The sequence below is a fragment of the Streptomyces sp. NPDC051976 genome (genome assembly GCF_040680795.1).
Taxonomy (GTDB): Bacteria; Actinomycetota; Actinomycetes; order Streptomycetales; family Streptomycetaceae; genus Actinacidiphila.
On the sequence record NZ_JBFAXL010000083.1, the window covers coordinates 1 to 19,588 of the forward strand.

General features: G+C 68.2%; 14 protein-coding genes. 7 read left to right on the top strand and 7 right to left on the bottom strand.

Going from position 1 to position 19,588, the window contains the following annotated elements; translation table 11 throughout:
• Positions 1-163: 163 nt before the first annotated feature.
• Complete coding sequence (locus AB0M29_RS41260) at positions 164-1,564, bottom strand: aminotransferase class III-fold pyridoxal phosphate-dependent enzyme (protein WP_365392073.1); 1,401 nt, start codon at positions 1,562-1,564, stop codon at positions 164-166.
• 108 nt (positions 1,565-1,672) lie between these two features.
• Positions 1,673-2,080 (bottom strand): hypothetical protein, encoded by a 408-nt coding sequence (locus AB0M29_RS41265; RefSeq protein ID WP_365392075.1) that lies wholly within the window; start codon positions 2,078-2,080, stop codon positions 1,673-1,675.
• A gap of 144 nt (positions 2,081-2,224) precedes the next feature.
• Here AB0M29_RS41265 and AB0M29_RS41270 point away from each other — a divergent pair, with 144 nt between their 5' ends.
• Together AB0M29_RS41270 and AB0M29_RS41275 are read left to right on the top strand one after the other, a co-directional pair.
• Entirely contained in the window at positions 2,225-2,641 is a 417-nt protein-coding gene (locus tag AB0M29_RS41270) for a helix-turn-helix transcriptional regulator (protein ID WP_365392112.1), read from the top strand.
• Between the two features lie 64 nt (positions 2,642-2,705).
• Entirely contained in the window at positions 2,706-3,152 is a 447-nt protein-coding gene (locus AB0M29_RS41275; RefSeq protein ID WP_365392077.1) for a VOC family protein, read from the top strand.
• Positions 3,153-3,173: 21 nt separating this feature from the next.
• On the opposite strand, the gene AB0M29_RS41280 is transcribed toward AB0M29_RS41275, so the two are convergent.
• The 3 genes from AB0M29_RS41280 to AB0M29_RS41290 form a co-directional block, all read right to left on the bottom strand.
• Positions 3,174-3,779: a class I SAM-dependent methyltransferase gene (locus tag AB0M29_RS41280; RefSeq protein WP_365392079.1), complete on the bottom strand. Its 606-nt coding sequence runs from the start codon at positions 3,777-3,779 to the stop codon at positions 3,174-3,176.
• A 73-nt stretch (positions 3,780-3,852) separates the two neighbouring features.
• On the bottom strand, positions 3,853-4,824 hold the full coding sequence (locus AB0M29_RS41285) for an aldo/keto reductase (protein WP_365392081.1): 972 nt from the start codon (positions 4,822-4,824) through the stop codon (positions 3,853-3,855).
• A 137-nt stretch (positions 4,825-4,961) separates the two neighbouring features.
• On the bottom strand, positions 4,962-6,449 hold the full coding sequence (locus AB0M29_RS41290; protein ID WP_365392083.1) for a substrate-binding domain-containing protein: 1,488 nt from the start codon (positions 6,447-6,449) through the stop codon (positions 4,962-4,964).
• Between the two features lie 318 nt (positions 6,450-6,767).
• Here AB0M29_RS41290 and AB0M29_RS41295 point away from each other — a divergent pair, with 318 nt between their 5' ends.
• From AB0M29_RS41295 to AB0M29_RS41315, 5 genes are all read left to right on the top strand, one after another.
• The gene (locus AB0M29_RS41295; RefSeq protein ID WP_365392085.1) at positions 6,768-7,904 is read left to right on the top strand and encodes an ROK family transcriptional regulator; all 1,137 of its coding nucleotides are present in this window, start codon (positions 6,768-6,770) and stop codon (positions 7,902-7,904) included.
• Between the two features lie 204 nt (positions 7,905-8,108).
• On the top strand, positions 8,109-9,365 hold the full coding sequence (locus AB0M29_RS41300; protein WP_365392086.1) for a sugar ABC transporter substrate-binding protein: 1,257 nt from the start codon (positions 8,109-8,111) through the stop codon (positions 9,363-9,365).
• 3 nt (positions 9,366-9,368) lie between these two features.
• Positions 9,369-10,322, top strand: coding sequence for a sugar ABC transporter permease (locus AB0M29_RS41305; protein WP_365392088.1), 954 nt, complete (start codon positions 9,369-9,371; stop codon positions 10,320-10,322).
• Entirely contained in the window at positions 10,315-11,127 is an 813-nt protein-coding gene (locus AB0M29_RS41310; RefSeq protein WP_365392090.1) for a carbohydrate ABC transporter permease, read from the top strand. Before AB0M29_RS41305 ends, AB0M29_RS41310 begins: the two co-directional genes overlap by 8 nt.
• A 32-nt stretch (positions 11,128-11,159) precedes the next feature.
• On the top strand, positions 11,160-12,335 hold the full coding sequence (locus tag AB0M29_RS41315) for a Gfo/Idh/MocA family oxidoreductase (protein WP_365392092.1): 1,176 nt from the start codon (positions 11,160-11,162) through the stop codon (positions 12,333-12,335).
• A 231-nt stretch (positions 12,336-12,566) separates the two neighbouring features.
• Here AB0M29_RS41315 and AB0M29_RS41320 read toward each other — a convergent pair whose 3' ends face one another.
• Both AB0M29_RS41320 and AB0M29_RS41325 read right to left on the bottom strand, forming a co-directional pair.
• On the bottom strand, positions 12,567-13,061 hold the full coding sequence (locus AB0M29_RS41320; protein ID WP_365392093.1) for a hypothetical protein: 495 nt from the start codon (positions 13,059-13,061) through the stop codon (positions 12,567-12,569).
• 62 nt (positions 13,062-13,123) lie between these two features.
• Positions 13,124-19,429: an RHS repeat-associated core domain-containing protein gene (locus AB0M29_RS41325; RefSeq protein WP_365392095.1), complete on the bottom strand. Its 6,306-nt coding sequence runs from the start codon at positions 19,427-19,429 to the stop codon at positions 13,124-13,126.
• Positions 19,430-19,588 lie beyond the last annotated feature (159 nt).

The window sequence follows — 19,588 nt, forward strand, 5'->3', positions numbered from 1 at the left end:
TTTTAATTACAACAAACCATTTCCGCCCCCCCTTGTTGTTGCAACTTGGTGGGACTCGTCGGCGGCCGTCAAACCCAACCCCACACACCCCGGGCGGGCCGGGGCTGACCCCCCGCCCCGACCAGGGCCTTGGGAAGCGGCAGGGAACAGGGGAATCGGGCGCTCAGGCCGGATCGGCGAAGAGCTCGCCCAGGAACTCCGCGGCCACCTCGGCGTACCGGGAGACGTCCTCGGCCGTGGCCGCGAAGGAGATCGAAGGGCCCGAGGTGGCGATGGCCTCCCAGACGCCCCGGTTGGCGAAGTGGATCCTTCGGGTGTCGACGAACGGCAGGTCGATGGACTGCCAGGAGTCGGCGCCGGTCAGCGGAGGGTCGGGGGTGAGCCGCCACTGGAGGCGGCCGCCGAAGCGGTCGATCGTCCAGTCCTGGCCCGCGCTGTCGATGTGCTGCTGGAGGAGGGCCTGGAGGCGGCCCGCGAGGGTGTCGACCCGCTGGGCGCCCTCCTCGGTGAAGACCTCGCGCAGCCCGGCCCGCGCGGCGGCCATCGAGAGCGCGTTGCCGTACAGGGTGCCGCCGGTCGCGACCCCGGTCGAGTCGCCGACCGTACGCGTGCCCGGATCGTCGGCGCGGTGGTCGGCCAGGAAGGCGCCGAGGTCGTCGGTCATACCGAAGACGCCGATGGCGACCCCGCCCGCGATGCCCTTTCCGCCGGTGATGATGTCCGGCCGGAAGCCGAACCTGCGGGTTCCGCCGCCGTGGACGGCGAATTGGGTGTGCGTCTCGTCGACGACCAGCAGTGCGCCGTTGCCCCGGACGTCCTCGTTGAGCGCGGCGACGAACTCGGGGGTGGGCAGCACCAGCCCGCAGTTCGTCAGGGTCGGCTCCAGCAGCACCGCGGCCACATCCCCCGTCCGCAGGCGCGCCCTGAGCGCGTCGACGTCGTTGTAGGGAAGGACGGTGGTGCTGTCTCCTGACGCGGGGTCAAGTCCCAGTCCCTCGCGGGCGAGTCGCCCGCCGTCCGGCGACCAGAGTGTCTGGTCGAGTTGGCCGTGGTATTTGCCGTCGAAGACGACGATCGCCCGGCGCTCGGTGACACTACGGGCCAGCCGCAGCGCGTCGGTGTTGGCGCCCGAGGCGGAAAGCGTGAACTGCCATTGCGGCAAAGGGAAACGCTCGCTCAGCAACGCGCAGACATCGAGGGCGTCGGCGGTCGGGAGCAGGAACTGATTTCCGCGCGCGGCCTGTTCGGTGACGGCCGCGGCAATCGCGGGATGGGCGAATCCGGCGGCCATCGACAGATCGCAGAGGTTGAAGTCCACATAACTGTTCCCGTCGAGATCGCGGAAGGACGATCCGCTGCCCTCGACGGCCACCACGGGCAGATGCCGGTACAGCCCCCGCATCCAGCTCATCGGCACCCCGTCGGGCATCCGGGTGCGGGCCTGCTCCAGCCATTGCGCCGATTTCGTGGTGCGCGACGCGAAGGCACGCTCCTCACGCGCGCGCATTGCGTCGAGTCTCCGGTAGATATCCGGGTCCAGTACGGGCTTCACGTGAGCCGCCATCGCGCGACCTCCTCAACCGTCCCCCCGGAACGGCCCATCTCCCCATAATAAGGGCGTGCGTCGGAGGGGGCGCGGCTCCGTGGCGCGGACGGCGCCGGCGGTCGGCCGTCAGGCGCCCGCGCCGCCCTTGAACTCCTCGCCCTCGCGCAGCATCCGGAACCGCAGCGCCGACCAGGTGTCGTCCACGGCGATCTGGGAGATCGGCCGCATCCCGTACTCGGCGAGGATCGGCCACAGGGAGTCACGGTTGATGTCCGTCTTGTTCCCCTTGGGGTAGGCGACCCAGAAGGCGGCGGGCGCCGCGAGCGCGTCCCGGTGCGCGTCGAGCAGCCCGCGCGCCGCGGCCTCGTCGGCCGCGAACAGCAGCCCGGTCGCCGCCTCCGCCAGGCCGTCCGCCACGGTGACGCCGTCCGGCAGCGCCCCCACCAGCTCCAGATGGCCTTCGGGCGCGGCCCAGACGGTGGTGCCCGGCTTGATCAGCAGTTTCTGCGCGACGGTCTTCGGCGTAGCGGCCATGGCGGCACCTCTCGAACGGGAATTCCGGAGGCGAGCATACGCAGGCGCCGCGTCGCCCGGCCGCGGCGCCGCGTGTCACCATGCGTTGTGACCGATGCGACCGATGTGGCCCATCTGAAGCAGTTGCGCCAGGCGAAGGACGCGATGGACCGCGACTGGGCGAGCCCGCTCGACCTGGACGCGGTCGCCGCCCACGCCGGTTACTCCCGCTATCACTTCGTCCGCGCCTTCAAGGCCGCGTACGGCCAGACCCCGGGGCAGTACCTGACCCGCCGCCGTGTCGAGCGGGCGGAGGAAATGCTGCGCACGGCCGATCTCACCGTCACGGAGATCTGCGCCCTGGTCGGCTTCACCAGTCTGGGCAGTTTCTCGGCCCGCTTCAAAAAGGCGACGGGAATGTCCCCGACCGCCTACCGCGCCCGCCATGTCGGCCGCGGCGCCGCCCTGATCCCCGGCTGCTACGCCATGCTCTGGGCGGGCGGTTTCCCGAAGACCGGCCAGGAACCCTCCGCCGGTCAGCAGCCGCCCGCCCGACACAGCAATTCCGGAGAAGCACCCTGAATCGGTACGTGCCTAGGGTTGTTCCGCAGCCGCGGAAACGACGTGGCACGACCGAGGAGCACCCATGATCAAGGGTCTGACCATTGCCACCGTCTGGGTTCTGGACCAGGACCGGGCCAAGGAGTTCTACACCGAGAAACTCGGCCTGGAAGTGCGTACCGACATGACGATGGGCGACGGCGGAATGCGCTGGCTGACCGTGGGCGCCGCGGACCAGCCCAAGGTGGAACTGACCTTGATGGTGCCCGGACCGCCCGCGATGGACGCGGAATCCGCCGAAGCCATGAAGAAGCTGATCTCCAAGGGAATCCTCGGCGCCGGCGTGCTGGCGACCGACGACATCCACGGCGACTACGAGAAGCTGACGTCCCGCGGCGTCCAGTTCCTCCAGGAACCCCAGGAGCGCCCGTACGGCACCGAGGCGATCTTCCGCGACGACTCCGGCAACTGGTTCTCCTTCACCGAGCGCCGCGAGGGCGATCTGGACCTGGAGAAGGAGTGGGGGATCTGACGCCGGTCCGGCGCCGGTGGCTCAGCGGCGGTGGACGCTGACGGCGTAGCCGCCGCCGTCGTACGGGTCCGCGTCCCAGGTCGAGAAGCGGTCGACGGGGGTGAGCCCGGCGGCGGCGCAGGAGGAGTCGTACTCCGGCAGGGTGATGCTGGGCGGCACCGGCAGGTGGGCGGCGTCCAGGCCGAAGCCGGAGACGAGCAGGCCGCCGGGGCGCAGGACGGCGGCCAGTCGGTGGACGACGGCCTCCTCCGTACCGGTGGCGAGCAGCGGGAAGATGTTGCCCGCCGCCACGACGAGGTCGAAGTCCGCGGCGAGCTGGAAGTCCGCCGGGTCGAACTCCGTCAGGTCGGCCTGGATCCACGGCAGTTCGGGTGCCTGCCTGCGGGCGACAGCGAGCATGGAGGCGTCGACATCCACGCCGACGCAGTCGTAACCGAGCTCCACCAGCCGGGTCATGACGCGTCCCGTGCCGCAGCCCGCGTCCAGCACCCGCGCCCCGGCGGGCACCAGGGCCGCACAGAACCGCGCTTCGCCGTGGGTGTCCTTGCCGGAGGCGGCCAGCGCCGCGAACCGCGCGGCGTAGTCCTCGCCGGTGTTTCCGCCGGTCAGCTCTTCCCATCGGTTCATACCGCCGAGCATAGGTGGCCCCTCCGGTCGCGCTGTGGCCACCGCCGGCCGGGGGCGCGGCCGGTCGGCGCGCTCAGCCGAGTGTCGTCCCGTCGAGGGACGGGGACTCGGTGGCGTCCAGCGCGGCCAGCGTCGCCTCGTCGAGCGCGAGCGTCCCGGCGGCGATGTTCGCCTCCAGGTGGCCGGCGTCCGCGGTGCCGGGGATGAGCAGGGTGTTCGGGGCGTGGTGCAGCAGCCACGCGAGGCCGACCTGGGCGGGCGTGGCACCGAGGGACCGCGCCGCGGCGATGACGGCCGGGGCGTCGGCCACCTTCGGCATGGCGGGGAAGGCGCCGCCGAGCGGGAAGAACGGGATCCAGGCGATCCGCTGCTCGGCGCAGAGCCGCAGCATCTCCTCGTCGCCGCGGCTCACCAGGCTGTAGAGGTTCTGGACGCAGGCGATACCGGCCGGAAGCGCCTGGCGCACTCCCTCCAGGGTGACGCCGCTCAGGCCGATCGCCCCGATCTTGCCCTCGTCGCGCAGCGCGGTCATCAGCGCGAGCTGGTCGTCGAGATCGACCACCTGGTCGCCCTCGGCCCGCAGGCCCGGCCTGGTGTCGAGGCGGCGCAGGTTCACCACCGGGATCCGGTCGAGCCCGAGTGTCCTGAGGTTGTCCTCCACGCTCGCCCGCAGTTCCCCGGGCCGCTGCGCGGGCCGCAGCGGCACCGCCCCACCCGGATTCGGATCGGCGCCCACCTTGCTGACGACCACCACACCGTCCTCGGGGCGGAGCGCGTCCCTGATGACCTCGTTGACGAACCCGTCACCGTAGAACTGGGCGGTGTCGACATGGTCCACCCCGAGCTCGACCGCCCGCCGCAGCAGGGCGATCGTCCCTTTCCGGTCCTCCCGCAGCCGCCCCACCTGCATGGCGCCGTAGCCGATCCGGGACACCGTGCTCCCGCCGATCCTTCCGGCACCGCCGGCCCGCGGGACGCCGGTGGCGGTGAGTGCGGGGGTGGAGGTGGGGGTGCCGGTGGAGGCGGGGGTGGGGGTCGCGGTCATGGGAGAACCCTCCTCGGGCGAGGACGAAAAAGCGGAGGAGCCTCCGCTTAGAGGTCCACCCTAACACCCTTACCGGAGGAGCCTCCGTTACGTCTTCGGGGGCCTGCCCGAGGCGCGACCGTCGGTTCGCGGTGCCGTCAGTTCGCGGCGCCGTCCGCGGAGGTGAGGGCCTGTGAGGCGGTGGTGTCCAGGAAGGTGAGGAATCCCGCGGCGATCGAGCCGTGCGGCAGAGCCGTCTTCGCGTAGGCGTACTCGGTGGCGTGGAACGGGTAGGCGGCGCCGCCCGGGGCCTGGCCGTCGATGGCGAGGACCGTCGCCTTCTGCTGGCGTGCGGTGGTCAACTCGGCGTAGCCGATGGCGCCGGGGACCGTGCGGACGGTGGCGATCACGTCGTCCGTGCTCTGGCGTTCGCAGCGCAGTACCTGCCGGTCGGAGCCGGGGAACCTGCCGCGGCAGTCCTGCGAGGTCTGCGCCGCCTCTCCGCCGCCGCCCAGGAGGGTGTCCCGCAGCACCTTCCTCGTACCGGAGTCGCTCTTGCGGCCGACCAGCACCACCGGCAGCGGCCGTCCGCCCGGACCGGGAGCCGCCTCCCGCGTACTCCAGGTCGCCACGCCGCCCGTGAACAGCACCCGGATCCGGCTGGTCGCCAGGTCGCGCACGGTGACACCGGGCCCGGCGATGACCGCGAAGTCGACCTTGCCCTCCGGTGTCGCGGTCAGCCCCTTGGTGAGCGACGGGTCCTCGGAGCGTCCGTCGCTGAACGCGAGCACGTGCCCCGGGTCGTCGGCCTGCTGGAGCACCGACAGCCCGCTCTCGCTCCCCTCCGCGTCGACGGTCACCTTCGACCCCGGGCACAGCGCCTCGTACGTGCGGCTCAAGGTCAGCACGGTCGGCTTGAAGGCCGTCGACCCGACCACCGTCAGCGTGCCCTTCTCGCAGAAGTCCGGGTGGGTACGGTTCGGGCCGAACACCAGGTATCCGCTCAACCCCAGCACGCACGCCAGCAGCACCGCGAGCAGTCCCTGCGCCGACCGGCTGAACAGGCGCGGGAGGTCGTCCACGGTGGCCGAGTGGTTCTCGTGCACCTCTCCGTCCAGCAGTTCGGGGCTGACCTGGATCGCGTTGCCCGGCTCGCCCCCGGTGAGCAGCACCAGCAGCTTGAAGTGCTTGCCCCGGGGCAGCTCCACCCGCGGCAGGTGCAGCACCGACGGGTCGTGCGGGTCCGGGCCGAAGCCCTGGTCCTCGGTGAAGTACCGGTTGAGGTAACGCGCGTTGCGCGGGAACAGCACCGAGAACTTCGCGATCCGCCGCCGGTCGAAGTCCACCGACAGACCGTGCTCGGGCCCCGGGTAGTCCACGCTGTGGATGTCCTGGGAACCGTCGTTCTCCACCCGCAGCAGGACCAGCGAGCCCGGCTCCACACCGTCGAGCTGGAACACCCCGGTCGCGGCCGCGGCGGCCGGGCCGGAACCGCGCCGGTCCACCGGCACGTCCATCTGCACCCGGTACCCGATACGGCGCCTGCGCGGCTTGCGGTCGGCCACGAAGGGAATCAGGGTCGCCGCGGTGCCGATCACCGTGCCCACGATCGCGATGACGTTGTCCGGCGACAACCAGTCCTGCACCGGTCCCCCTCCCCCGCCGCGCCACCCCGTAGCGCGTGCCCCCACGCCCGCACGCGTGGTGCGCACACGCTATCCGCGCGGGGCCGCGATCCGGGCTCGGCCATGCGATGTTCCGGCGCCGTTCATCAGGGGGCCACCACCGCTCTGACCAGGGTCGCAGCCGTAGCGGCCGAAGGGCCGAGGGCGGTCCGCAGCCGGTCCGCGGCCGGTCCGGAGCCGGTCCGCGGCCGGTCCGCGGCCCCTGGGACGACCGGCCCTGTACGATTTTCGCTGAGCGCTGGGGAAAATCGGCTTCAGCCACGGCTCACTGGAGGATCGGTGCCACGGGAGAGCGGCGACGGGAGCTTTCTGCGCAGGCTCAACCACGTGGCGGTCCTGCGCAGCCTGCACGACATGGAGAGCGCGACGCTGGCGGGGCTCGCGCGGCAGGCGCAGATCTCGCGGGCGACGGCCGAGGGGATCATGGAGATCCTGCTCAGGGACGGCTGGGCCGAGGAGTTGACCGCCGGGTCGTCGGAGGGGCAGCGCGGCAGGCCGGCCCGGCGGTTCGCGTTCCGGGCGGCGGCCGGGCACGTGGCGGGGGTCAGCATCGGCGCCTCACGGATGGTGGGCAAGGTGGCCGACCTCAGCGGGCAGATCGTGGCCACCGCCACCGAGAGCGTCCCGGCGGACCTGCCGTCGGCCGACCGGCTGGCCGCGATCGTCCGGCTGGTCGAGCGGGCCACGGCGGCGGCGGGGCTGGCGCCCGGCGACCTCACGGCGGTCGGCATCGGGACCACGGGAGTCATCGACGGCGAGGGCCGGGTGGTCAAGAGCGTCGTGCTCGGGGACTGGACCGGAGTGCCGCTGCAGGCCGAACTCACCGCCCGGCTACCGGTTCCGGTGCTGGTCGAGAACGACATGCGGCTGGCCGTACTGGCCGAGCACTGGCTCGGGGCGGCACGCGGGCGGCAGAACGTGCTCTATCTGCACACCGGCAGCCGGATCGGCCTGGGCCTGCTCTTCGGCGGGGTCCCGTACCGCGGCTCGCACGCCGCGGCAGGTGAACTGGGCGGGCAGCGCAGCAGCCGCTGGGCCGCCTTCCACCACGTGATGGACTACGCGATGTCGGTGGACCCCGGGGAGCTGCGGGCGCCCTCGCAGGCGGCGCTGTTCGCCATGGACCGGGCCCGGGAGGGCGACGAGAAGGCGGCGGCGGCCGTGGAGTCCTTCGCCAACGCCCTGGCCGAGGGCCTGGTCACGCTGGTGACCCCGCTGGATCCGGAGCTGGTGGTGATCGGCGGCAGCCTGGCGCAGGCCGGTGAGCTGCTGGTCGAGCCGATCCGCCGCCACCTGGGCGGCGTGAGCCTCTACGCGCCCGAGGTGCTCGCTTCCGAGCTCGGCGGCGACGCGGTCTGCCTGGGCGCGGTCCGCTACACGCTCAACCACGCCGAGCGGCTGCTCTTCTCCTCCTGACGACCCGGCCGATGACTCAGCCCGCCTTTACGTCAAGCGATCGCATAAATGATGTCCGATTCGCCCCCTTGAGGTCACGGAGCGATCTCGGGAAGGTGTCGTTCCTGCCTCGGCTGCGCACTTCTGCTCGATTAACGCTAGTCCTCCGCATAAATGCTCACTAGTGTCCGGGCCACGAAGCACGCCTCAGGGATTGGACCGAAGATGATCAGAAAGGTGTCGGCGCTGCTCTGCGCCGCAGCACTGGTGACCGGGATCGCCGGCTGTTCGTCCGCCTCGAACTCGTCGGACAGCGCGGACTCCGGTCCGGTGACGATCACGTACGGCATCTGGGACCCCAACCAGCTGCCGGCGATGCAGAAGATCGTCACGGCGTTCCACGCCGCCCACCCCAGCATCACGGTCAAGATCCAGCTCACCCCGAACAGCGACTACTGGACCAAGCTGCAGACCGAGGCCGCCTCGGGCTCCGCCCCCGACGTCTTCTGGATGAGCAGCACCCGAATCGGCCTGTACGCCGGGCAGGGCCAGCTCCAGTCGCTCTCCGGCAAGAGCGGCTTCGACAACAGCCCGTTCCCCAAGTCCCTGAACGCCATCTACACGCTGGACGGCAAGCAGTACGGCATGCCGAAGGACTTCGACACCGTCGGCCTCTGGTACAACAAGAAGCTCTTCGACGCCGCCAAGGTCAGGTACCCCGACGCGAGCTGGACCTGGCAGAGCGTGATCGACGCCTCCAAGAAGCTGACCGACACCGCCAAGGGCGTCTGGGGCATCGCCTCGCCGTCCTGGACCCAGGAGAACCTGTACAACACGATCCTGCAGGCCGGCGGCAGCGTCATCTCCGCGGACAAGAAGACCTCGGGCCTGAACGACCCGAAGAGCGTCGCGGGACTGCAGTACGCGCTCGACTTCGTCTCCAAGTACAAGACGTCGCCCACCGCCCAGCAGATGACGGACACCGACCCGTCGCAGCTGTTCGCCTCCGGCAAGGTGGCGATGTTCGCGGACGGCGACTGGGACACCCTGACGTACAAGAACGCGCCGGGCCTGTCCGCCGACGTCGCGCCGCTGCCGGCAGGCCCGGCGGGCAAGGGCACCGTCATCAACGGCCTCGGCAACGTGATCTACGCCAAGACCAAGCACTCGGCGGCCGCCTGGGAGTTCGTCAAGTTCCTGGGCGGACGGCAGGCGAACGAGATCCAGGCCGCCTCCGGCGCGGTGATCCCGGCGTACAACGGGCTCTCCGGCACCTGGGTGAAGTCGGTGCCGCAGTTCCACCTACAGACCTTCATCGACGAGCTGGGCAGCGCCCGCCCCTACCCGATCTCCGTGAACACCCAGACCTGGGCCAAGGACACCCAGACCGTCCTCGACCAGATCTGGGCGGGCAAGGTGGACCTGGCGACGGGGGCGAAGCAGGCGGCGGACGTCATGAACTCCGACCTGGCCAAGGGGTAGCCGATGACCCTCACCGAAGCGCGCCCCGTCGCCGCCCCCGAGGCGGCGGCGCGGGCCCGCCGCCTCGGGCGCGGGGAGCACGGCCACCCCCGGGAGTGGATCTGGGGATATCTGATGATCCTCCCGCTCGCCCTCGGCCTGGCGGTGTTCTACCTCTGGCCGATAGCCCAGTCCATCTACTACAGCTTCACCGAGTGGGGCGCGTTCGGCGGCCAGACCTGGGTCGGCCTCAAGAACTACCGGTCCTTCCTCTCCGACCCCGCGCTGCCCCGGGCGGCCTGGAACACGGTCAAGTACTCGCTGCTGATCCTGCTCGCGATCCCGTTCTCGATCGTCTTCGCCGCCCTCCTCAACCAGATGCGCGGCCGCTGGGTCGGGCTGTACCGGACGCTGTACTTCATCCCGGTGGTCAGCATGCCCGCCGCCGTGGCGATGGTCTGGCGCTGGCTCTACAACGGCGACTACGGCCTGATCAACTACCTGCTGTCGCTGGTCGGCATCCACGGGCAGCACTGGGTCTCGGATCCGCGCTTCACCGTCTACGCCATGGCGGTGGTGGGCGTCTGGGCCGTCCTCGGCTACAACATGATCATCTTCGCGGCCGGTCTCAAGGGCATCCCGCAGCACTACTACGAGGCCGCCTCGATCGACGGTGCGGGCCGGATCCGGCAGTTCTTCTCGATCACGCTGCCGCTGCTCAGCCCGAGCATCTTCTTCGTCTCGGTGCTCTCGGTGATCAGCGGCCTGCAGATGTTCGACACCGTCCTGATGATGCTCGGCAAGTCCAACCCGGCGCTGGCCGGCAGCAAGACCATCGCGTACCTCTACTACGAGGACACCTTCCTCAACAACGACCAGGGGATGGGCTCGGCCATCGCGGTCGTGCTGATGCTGGTCCTGCTGCTGCTGACCGCCGTCCAGTTCCGGCTGCAGAAGAAGTGGGTGCACTATGAGTAGGCAGCGGCTGTGGCCCGTCCATGTGGTGCTCGCGATCGGCGCCGCCGCCATGATCGCGCCGTTCTTCTGGCAACTCCTCACCTCCGTACAGAGCTTCGGCGAGGCGACGAGCGTGCCGCCGACCTTCGTACCCGGCTGGCACTGGGAGAACTACTCGGCGGTCTTCAGGACCACGCCGTTCCTGGAGCAGTTCCTCAACACCGTCGTCATCACGGTGGTCAGGGTGACCGCCCAGCTGCTCTTCTGCTCGATGGCCGCCTACGCGTTCGCCCGGCTGCGCTTCCCCGGCCGCAACGCGCTCTTCCTGGTCATCCTCGCGGTGCTGATGGTCCCCAGCCAGCTCTACCTGCTGCCGCAGTACCGGATCGTGATGAACCTCGGCCTGCTCAACTCCCTCACCGGGATCGTGCTGCCCGGCATGTTCAGCGCCTTCGGCACCTTCATGCTGCGCCAGTTCTTCCTCTCACTGCCCAAGGACGTGGAGGAGGCGGCGCGGCTGGACGGCGCGGGACCGCTGCGGGTCTTCTGGTCCGTCATGCTGCCGCTCGCCAAGCCGGGTCTGATCTCGCTGGGCGTGCTGACCGTGCTCTGGTCCTGGAACGACCTGCTCTGGCCGTTGGTGGTCACCAGCGACGCCAACCGGATGCCGCTGTCGGTGGGCCTGGCCTCACTGCAGGGCGAGCACGTCACCGACTACCCCGTGCTGATGGCCGGTTCACTGCTGGCCAGCCTCCCCATGATCATCATGTTCATCGCGGCACAGCGCCGGATCACCGAGGGCATCGCCTTCACCGGCTCCAAGTGACCCCGCGCAAGCCATTCGACGTAAGGACCCCTGTGAACGACGTGCGCCTCGGCGTCATCGGTCTGGGCCTGCGGCTCTCGCTGCCGCTGGCCGCCCACCGCCCCGGCGGCGGAACGGTGGTGGCCGCCGTCTGCGACACCGACCCCGCCGCCCTCAAGCGCGGCATGGAGCGGCTCGGTGTGGAGGACGGGGTCACCGACCACCGCGACCTGCTGGAGCGGGACGACCTGGACGCGATCCTGGTCGTCACCCCCGACGACACCCACGAGCGGATCGCCGTGGACTGCCTCCGGGCCGGCAAGGCGGTGTATCTGGAAAAGCCCATGCACATCACCATCGAGGGCTGCGACACCATCCTGCGTACCGCGTACGAGACCGGCACCCGGCTCTACGTCGGCCACAACATGCGGCACATGGGCGTGGTCCGGCAGATGCGCGACATCATCGCCCGCGGTGACATCGGCGAGCCGAAGACCGTCTGGGTACGGCACTTCGTCTCCTACGGCGGTGACTACTACTTCAAGGACTGGCACGCCGAACGCGCCCGCACCACGGGCCTGTTGCTGCAGAAGGCCGCGCACGACATCGACGTGGTGCACTGGCTGGCCGGCGGCTACACCGAGCGCGTCAACGCCTTCGGCGACCTGATGCTCCACGGCGACCTGCCGCGCCGGGCCCCGGGCACGCCGCGCCCGGACGGCTGGCTCAAGGAGTACGAGTGGCCGCCCACCACGCGGGAGAACCTCAACCACCACATCGACGTCGAGGACGTCTCGGTGATGAACATGCGGCTGGACAACGGGGTCATCGCCTCGTACCAGCAGTGCCACTTCAGCCCGGACTACGTGCGCAACTACACGGTCATCGGCACCGAGGGCCGGCTGGAGAACTTCGGCGACGAGGCGGGCGCCGTCGTCAAGGTCTGGAACACCGGCCCCTCCCGCTACCGCGAGGACTGCGACATCGCCTACCAGGTCCCGCGCACCGAGGGCACCCACGGCGGCAGCGACGCCGCGATCATGCGCGAGTTCGCCCACTTCGTCCGCCACGGCGGCCCCACCGACACCTCCCCCCTTGCCGCCCGCATGAGCGTGGCCGCCGGCTACATGGCCACCCTCTCCCTCCGCAACGGCGGCACACCGTACGACATCCCACCCCTGGACCCGTCCCTGATCACCTACTTCGAGAACGGGCAGGTGCGGGCCTGAGAGTTGGGCGGGAGGAGGCGGGGGCGCGCCGGATGCGGCCCCCCCGCTCCGACCTGGGTCGGAGCGGCGGCGACAGACGAGTCGAGCCACAAGCCGGGTCCGCCTGGCCCTGACCCAGCTCAATCGCTGCGAGTGACTGGACCAGGACACGAACGCTGAACCCGGCCAGGCACATCCATCAGTTGGCCCCAAGCGACACTGCGCCTCTTGGCTGTCCGTCGCCGAAGAGTCCTAGCTTGATCTGCGGGTCGCCTGTGCAGTCTTGGAGAAGGTTACTCCATTCCCGCACACCGCGTCCGGGTCCGTAGTGACGCATAGATTAATTTGCCCATTCGAGATGTGGGCATTCAAATTGAAGAAGCAATCTACTTTGCCGCCATCAAAATCGAGACCCAGAGTCGATCCACTGGTCTTCGCCCAGTCGCCCACCCCATGATCACCTTGGTCGTAGAACGTCCACGACCCAGACGTCAATCCTCGCTCACAATCATCCAATACGGATTTCTCGAATTTGAGACCTGCAGTCGTAAAGTGATGATCACCCTGGAAATCGATTTTCCCGACTTCCGCATTCTGCCATATACCGACCACCTGATCATGAGAAATATCGGTCGACTCTCCATGAGGTGACGAGCACGCCGCCAGATACACACCGACGAGAACACTCAGGGAGATTTTGGCCGTGCGCCGGTAGAACCTCGAATGAGATCGCCCTTTGTGTTCCACGTCGTCAACTCCGTTACTTTGGATCTGCTTCGATCCTCACGCAGATGCAGATGCATTGAATTCTAATAGGGGCTGAATTCAAGGAACCAGTCATCCGGCTTTCTTGTACCTGCGAGCCATTGCTCGGACCACGTGAACGTTTCGTCAGACCGCGCTCCGAGACCCAGGATCTTAGCAGGTCCTGGACGCCGCGGTATAATCTTTACCGCAGAATTCCAGTCAGAGGTATTTTTGATCGTGAACTGCAACCGTACGGTCCCCTTCGGCCCCCCTGTGACGACCTTGGCGTTACCACTGTATGTGCCGATAAACGCGTCCGCCCAGTTGGATTCCCCAGCAGATCCGTTGGACAGAACCCCGACGAGGTCCCATGGTGGGCCACCGATGTGGCCGAGCAGCTTGCCAGCGATACCACCCCATTTGCCGTGGGGACCTTCGTCGATATGGCTAATGGGAGCGGTTCGCTGCGGGGACCCCGTTGCCAGTGCAGTGAGTAGCTGATCGCGAGCTTTCACAACCTCCGAGGATTGCGACAGTTGAGTGACAACAGCATCGCCCCCACGGAAGACGGGATGAGCGCCGAGGGTGCTGAACAGCCACTGGTAGAGCAGCTCCCTGGATTCTGCATCATTATCTTCTGCGGGATCATCGATAATTCCCTGATAGGGAAATATTTTTGCAAAATGAAATTCAAGGGCAGGGAGATGCGGAGCCCGGTAGGGCTGCAGAACACAAGTCGCGCAATACTCATCAGAGCTACTGGGTGGGGGTTCCGAAAAAAGGCTGTCACTACCTGTCGACGAACTGCCTTGATCTTTTTCAGATTCATAAGTCGAAGAATCCGTCGGCGTACCATTGGAACAATTTGAGAGCGCGCCGTTCATGCACTCTTTGACACCTTCTCCGGTGGGGTCAGAATAGGTGATGGGATTGTGGGAACCGTACGCGTAGCCGCCGATTGTTTGGGGTTTGTCGAGTTCGAGGAGGGGGTCGACGCTGATGAAGCGGCCCGTGGTGGGGTCGTAGTCGCGGGCGCCGAGGTGGGTGAATCCGGTGGTGGGGTCGGTGTCGCCGCCGACGAAGCCCTTTTGGCCCGGCCAGAAAGCGGGCGGGGTGCCGCGCGAGCCTCCGTAGGGGAGCGACTTACGGCGGTTGAAGGCGAGGTTCGTGGCGCTGACGGAGAGGGTGTTGGTGCCGTGCGGGTCGGCAACCAGGAGGCGGACCTTGCCGTCCGAGCTGGTGCGGACGGCCGACCCACCGGGGACCGCGTAGTAGCGGGTACCAGTGAGAGCCCCGGTGGCCTTTGTGAGCGTCAGTTCCTGGCCGCCGGGCAGGTAGAGGGTCGTCGCGGTGGGCTCGCGCTTGACCAACCGGGTGCCTTCGCTGTCGTAGACGAAGCTGGTCGTGCCATTGCCTGCGATGGTCGAGCTGGCGAGGTTGCCTTCAGGGGTCCAGGTCAGGTCCTGGATGGGCCCTCCGGCCGGGGTCTTGTGAGTGAGATTGCCGGTGGCGTCGTAGCGGAAGGTGTCGGAGCCCGTGGCCCCGCCAGTCGCGGTGACTGTGCGGACCGCGTGTGGTTGGGCGTCGCCCGTGTTGGTGGGGTAAGTGTAGGTGCGGGTGGTGTCGGCGGTGATCGGGCCGGCCTTGTGCTGGGTCTCGGTGGCGCGGTCGTTGCTTTCGGTGAAGGTCCAGTTGGTCCAGTACGGGTCGGTGGTCCCGAGGTTGGGCGTGCCCACGCCGTTGACCGACCGGGTGGTGCACGAGTCGCCGCTGGTCCAGGCGTCAGTGAGGCGGCGAGCCCAGTCGTAGGTGAAGCACTGGTCGTCGACGACGGTGTTGTCGTTCTGGTTGTCGCGCACCTGGGTGAGGTTGCCTGCGGTGTCGTAGCTGTAGGTGATGTTGGACAGGGTCTGCGGTCCGGATGCCTCACGATTGACGACGCTCGTGGCCAGTCGGCGAGTAACCGCGTCGTACGTGAGGTCCTGGATCACCCGGGTACCGAGATTGCCGAGCTGAGACTGGGCGAGTTCTCCGAACTCTGTATAGCTGGCACCACGCAGGTACACCTGCGGAAGGGTGCTGTCGACGAGACCGAGTTGGTCCTGTGCCCCGTAGTGGTTGGTGACGGTTTCAGCAGGCAGTGCCGTGGTGGCGTTCGTGTTGTCGGTGCTGAACACAGTCGTCAACGGCATCGCGCTGACAGGGGTGTTGGTGCTGGCGACGGTGTAGGTACCGGCGAGTTTCTCCTCGCCTGCCACAGACGGCACAGTGAGCGCGATACCGCTCGGATTGCCGTCGCTGTTGTAACCGGCGACAGCCGTGGTGTACGCGGCGGTGGGCGTGACGCTCGTGTCGTACCGGGTGGCCGTGGCCTGCAGCCCCTTGCCACCCGGCGCTGTGTCGTACGTCCAGTCGGCGAGCTTCGTGCCCGTCACCGAACCGACGCGGAGGCTGGTCTTGCGACCGAGGGTGTCATAGGTGGTTGCCAGCGTGTGGGCGTCGGGCGTGCCCTGGCCCGTGGTCACCGTCGCCGGGCGGCCGTCGGTGCCGTACGTAGTGACCGAAGTGCCCTTGTCCGGGTCAACGACCGTGGTCTGCCGGCCCCGCAAGTCATAGGTGTACGTCCAGGTGTTGCGGCCGGAGTTGTCCGTGACCTTCACCAGGTTGCCGAGCGTGTCGTAGCCGTACGTGGTCTTCTCGTACTGCGAGCGCGCCGCGCCGATGACCGGGGTGCGGTCCTTGTACTGGCGACGCTCGATGAGGTGGCCGCGAATGTCGGCGACGGCCAGGGTCGCGGTGTCACCTGTCGGGGGCAGGGTGGCCGTCCAGATGTCGCCGTAGGTGGTGGTCGTGCGCCACTTCTCCACGTTCAGAGACAAAGTGATCGCCGCGGTGGGGCGGCCCCGGCCGTCGTATTCGGTGACAGCGGCGTTGGGGACCTGGTTGTCGGGCACCGAGTAGAGCGTGCCGGTAACGGCGAGGCTGTTGTAGTACGGGTTGTCGGTCTTGTACGCGCGACCGAGGGTGTCGTAGAAGGTGTCGGTGATGATCCGACCGGTGACACCGATCGCGTCGGACTGGGTCTGACGGGGACGCAGCAGCGAGTCGTAGAGCGTGATCGACGTTCCAGTGGTGCCGTCTTCGTAGAGGTTCTTCGTGGTGACGGTGGAGGGCACGGTGCTGGAGATGCTGTACGTGTAGGTCACATTGGGGGTGGAGGTGGTGGCGCGACCGGTGCTCCAGCCCTTGACCAGCCGTCCGAGGCTGTCGTACTGGCTGTTGGTGCTGCGGTTGTTGGCGTCGGTCACCGTCAGGGCAAGGCCGCGAACGCCGTCCTGCGTGGTGGTGACGGTGTTCTGCAATGGGTCGGTGACCTTGACGGTTACGGGCTGTGCACCTGTCGCGGGGGTGTAGTCCGTCGTGGTGGTCTGACCGTCCTGGCCGGCAAGGGACTTCACCCGGCCATACGCGTCGTACGTACTCTGCGAAACGGTCTCCCACACGGGAGCGTTGGAACCGTCGAAGCCCGACGCCTGATCGACCTTGGTGATGTTGCCCTTGCCGGCGTCCGGAGCCACGCCGTTGGCGTGGTCGTCGTACGAGGTGCGGGTGAGGCCGGTGATCGTGCCGTTGGATATCGCCCGGTCGCAGCCGACCGCGTTGACTGTGGTGACTTCGGCGGGGTAGCTGATCAGCCAGTTCGTCGTGTCCGGTGTGACGTAGTCGGTACGGGCGCACTGTGAGTCGTCGCTGACGGTGGGGTCGCCGTCGTCGCTCTGCGAGATGAGCAGGCCGTAGGTGACGTCGTACGTGCGGGTGGTGACCATCGAGCGCCAGCTACCGGTGTCCATCAGGTTGCTGGTGGTCTCGGTGATCGTTCCGGAGTAGTGGGCGGTCCTGTCGGGAAGGTTGGGCCCGGGGGTGGTGGGCTTGTCGGGGTCGGTGATCCCGGTGACGGCGGCCTGGGTGGCGGTGGCGTCCGACTGCCAGGGAACGTAGGTGGTCTTGGCGACCACCGTGCCGTTCTCTTTGTCGTACGTGCGGGTTTCGGCGGGCCGCCCGGCGAAGTCCTCACGGTCTGGGACGCCGTTGATGTTCATGAGCGGACGTGGGCTGCCGTCCACCATGGTGTCGCCTGCCATACCGGTGAAGTAACTGGTCTCGGTCTGGGTGCGGTTGGTGGCGCCGACCAGAGTGCGGACCGTGCTGTAGCCGTGGAAGTCGCTCCAGGTGCGCTGCTTGTCGAGGGTGAACTCGCTGTTGTCGTGACGCCAGTTCGGGCCACCGCTGTACTGGTACGTGGTGGTCTTGGACGCCGATCCACTGCCGGCGGTGGTGTCGTCCTCGATGACCTGGGTGACGACGTACTTGTGGAACCAGTCCTTGACCGGATCGATGGCGCCGTCGGGTGTCCACCAGGACGGATAGCAGCGCTTGGTGTTGGTGTCCTGGGCAGGCAGCGTGGTCGGGGTGCATTCGGTGGGGCTGTAGGTGACCAGCGTCTGGCCGCCCGTCTCGTTGGTGATCGAGCGCACTCGGTACTTGTACAACGGCGGCCGACCTTCGGCTGCGTCGACCCTGTTGGCCATCGGGCCGTCCCCGTAGCCGAAGGTCGTCTTGGGCATGGTGATGTCGGCGAGCGCACCGGCCTTAGCGGTGTGCTGGATCGAGTCCAGCCACAGCGTGGGGGTCGAGGTGTCGCCGGTAGGCGGGAAGGACTGGGCAAGGGTCCAGGTGTCGACCGGCTGCATGGTGGTGCCGGACAAGGCGAAGGTGTTGATGTCGGTGAGCCGCTTGCGCGTCCAGAACGTGGGGCTGGTCTGCTGGCAGTCGGTGCTGGTGGCGGTGCAGTCCAGGTCGACAGGAACATCAGGCCAGTTGGCCTTGTGAGCGGTGTCGAAGGTGCCGCAGGAGGACAGGCAGCGCTCGGCGGTGTCGAAGCTGACGCGGCCGGCCGGGTTGGCCGTGCTGTAGACGGCGCCCGCACGAAGCCCGTAGTCGATACGGGCCAGGTAGCCGCCGCGGGTGTACTTCACCGGGGTGTCGGTCTTGACATTCTCGGCGTAGTAGCCCGATTCCTTGGTGTAGTACATCGCCATGGCGTTGCCGTGCGGGTCGACGACGTAGTCCAGATTCCACCGCCAGCCCTGGTTGGCCGCGGAGGAGGCGAAGGCCGAGGCGTGGCCGGGCTCCCCGGTGTGGTTTCCGAAGACGGGCACGGTGAAGACGGAGTTCGTCTCGGCCTTGCCCGTGGTCCAGCCCGGCAGACGGTTCTTGCCGAACCAGTACTGCGTGCCGTCCTGCGTGGTCAGCCGCCAGTACTCGTTGTCGTCATCGCCCTCGCCCGCTGCCCCGTTCGGCGTGGTGCCGAAGATCTGCTCGATCCGCGACCCGTCGTCGTCAGCGAGCCGCCAGATCTTCTTGCCCGCGTCCCACACCAGGGCGTTCGAGGAACCGTTCAGGGACAAGGTCGCGTTCTGCGACTTCCAGCACAGGTCGCCGACCTTCGCGGTGTTGTTGCCACCCTGCTTGTCGTTCTCGCACGAGGCGTAGCTGCGCTCGACGTACCCCGGGGAGTAGTCCCAGCCCTCGCCGATCCATGACGCCTGGTTGTTCGTGGAGGCCGTCCGGCCGTCAACCGACGACGAGTTGTAACTGAGCTGCACCTTGGGGGCGAGCCCGCCCGGCACCGGCGGCACCGACATGGGGACGTTCCATCCGAACCCGCCGGAGTTGCCGCCCGCCGACCAGGAGCCCGAAGGGGACAGGGACGTGGCCTTGAACGAACCCGCGTCGCCACTGGCACCCGCGGTGGCGGCCAGCACCAGCGATTGCGCTGCCGGAGCCATGCTGGGCATAGATGACGGAGTCGCGGCCGCAGGCAGGGTGACGGTGGCCGTCAGCGTATGTGCTGTGGTGTCGTTCGTGGTGGGGATAGAAGTTGGCGTGCGGCACTTCTCTACTTCTGGGGTGGTCAGCGCGCAGGCAGGCAGCACCACCAGGTGGAGACGGGAGGCCCAGTCGCCTCCGAACGCATCCCGGAAGGCGGAATAGTCCACCTGGACCCTGGCCACGCCCTTGGCCGGGGTCGCGTCGGCGCGGGAAATCGACAGCAACAACCCTTCAACTCCGGCACGACCGGTTGCGGCCCGGTCCGCCACCGACACTCGGACCCGCGCCAGTTCGCTGCCCGCAGGAAGCGCCTTGCCTGCACGTGGAGGAGCCTGACCCACACTTACCGGCAGCACGCCGGCCTGTGGCAGGCGGGGCGCGGCCGCGGTGTCAGCGGCCTGGCCGCCGCGCGCCAGGATGACCTCGGCTTGGCCGGATACCGGCCACCTGGTCGCTGTGGGTTCCCAGTTGGGCACGACGGCCGGCCGGGGGGACTTCTGGGGTTGAAGGTCCGCGCCATGTACGGAGGGCGTCCTCTGTACCTGAGGCAGCGAAAATCCCGGCCCGGACGAGGCCCAGGCGGGCGCAGAGAGCATGGAAATACCCAAGGCGCCAGAAGTGAGTGCAATCACCAT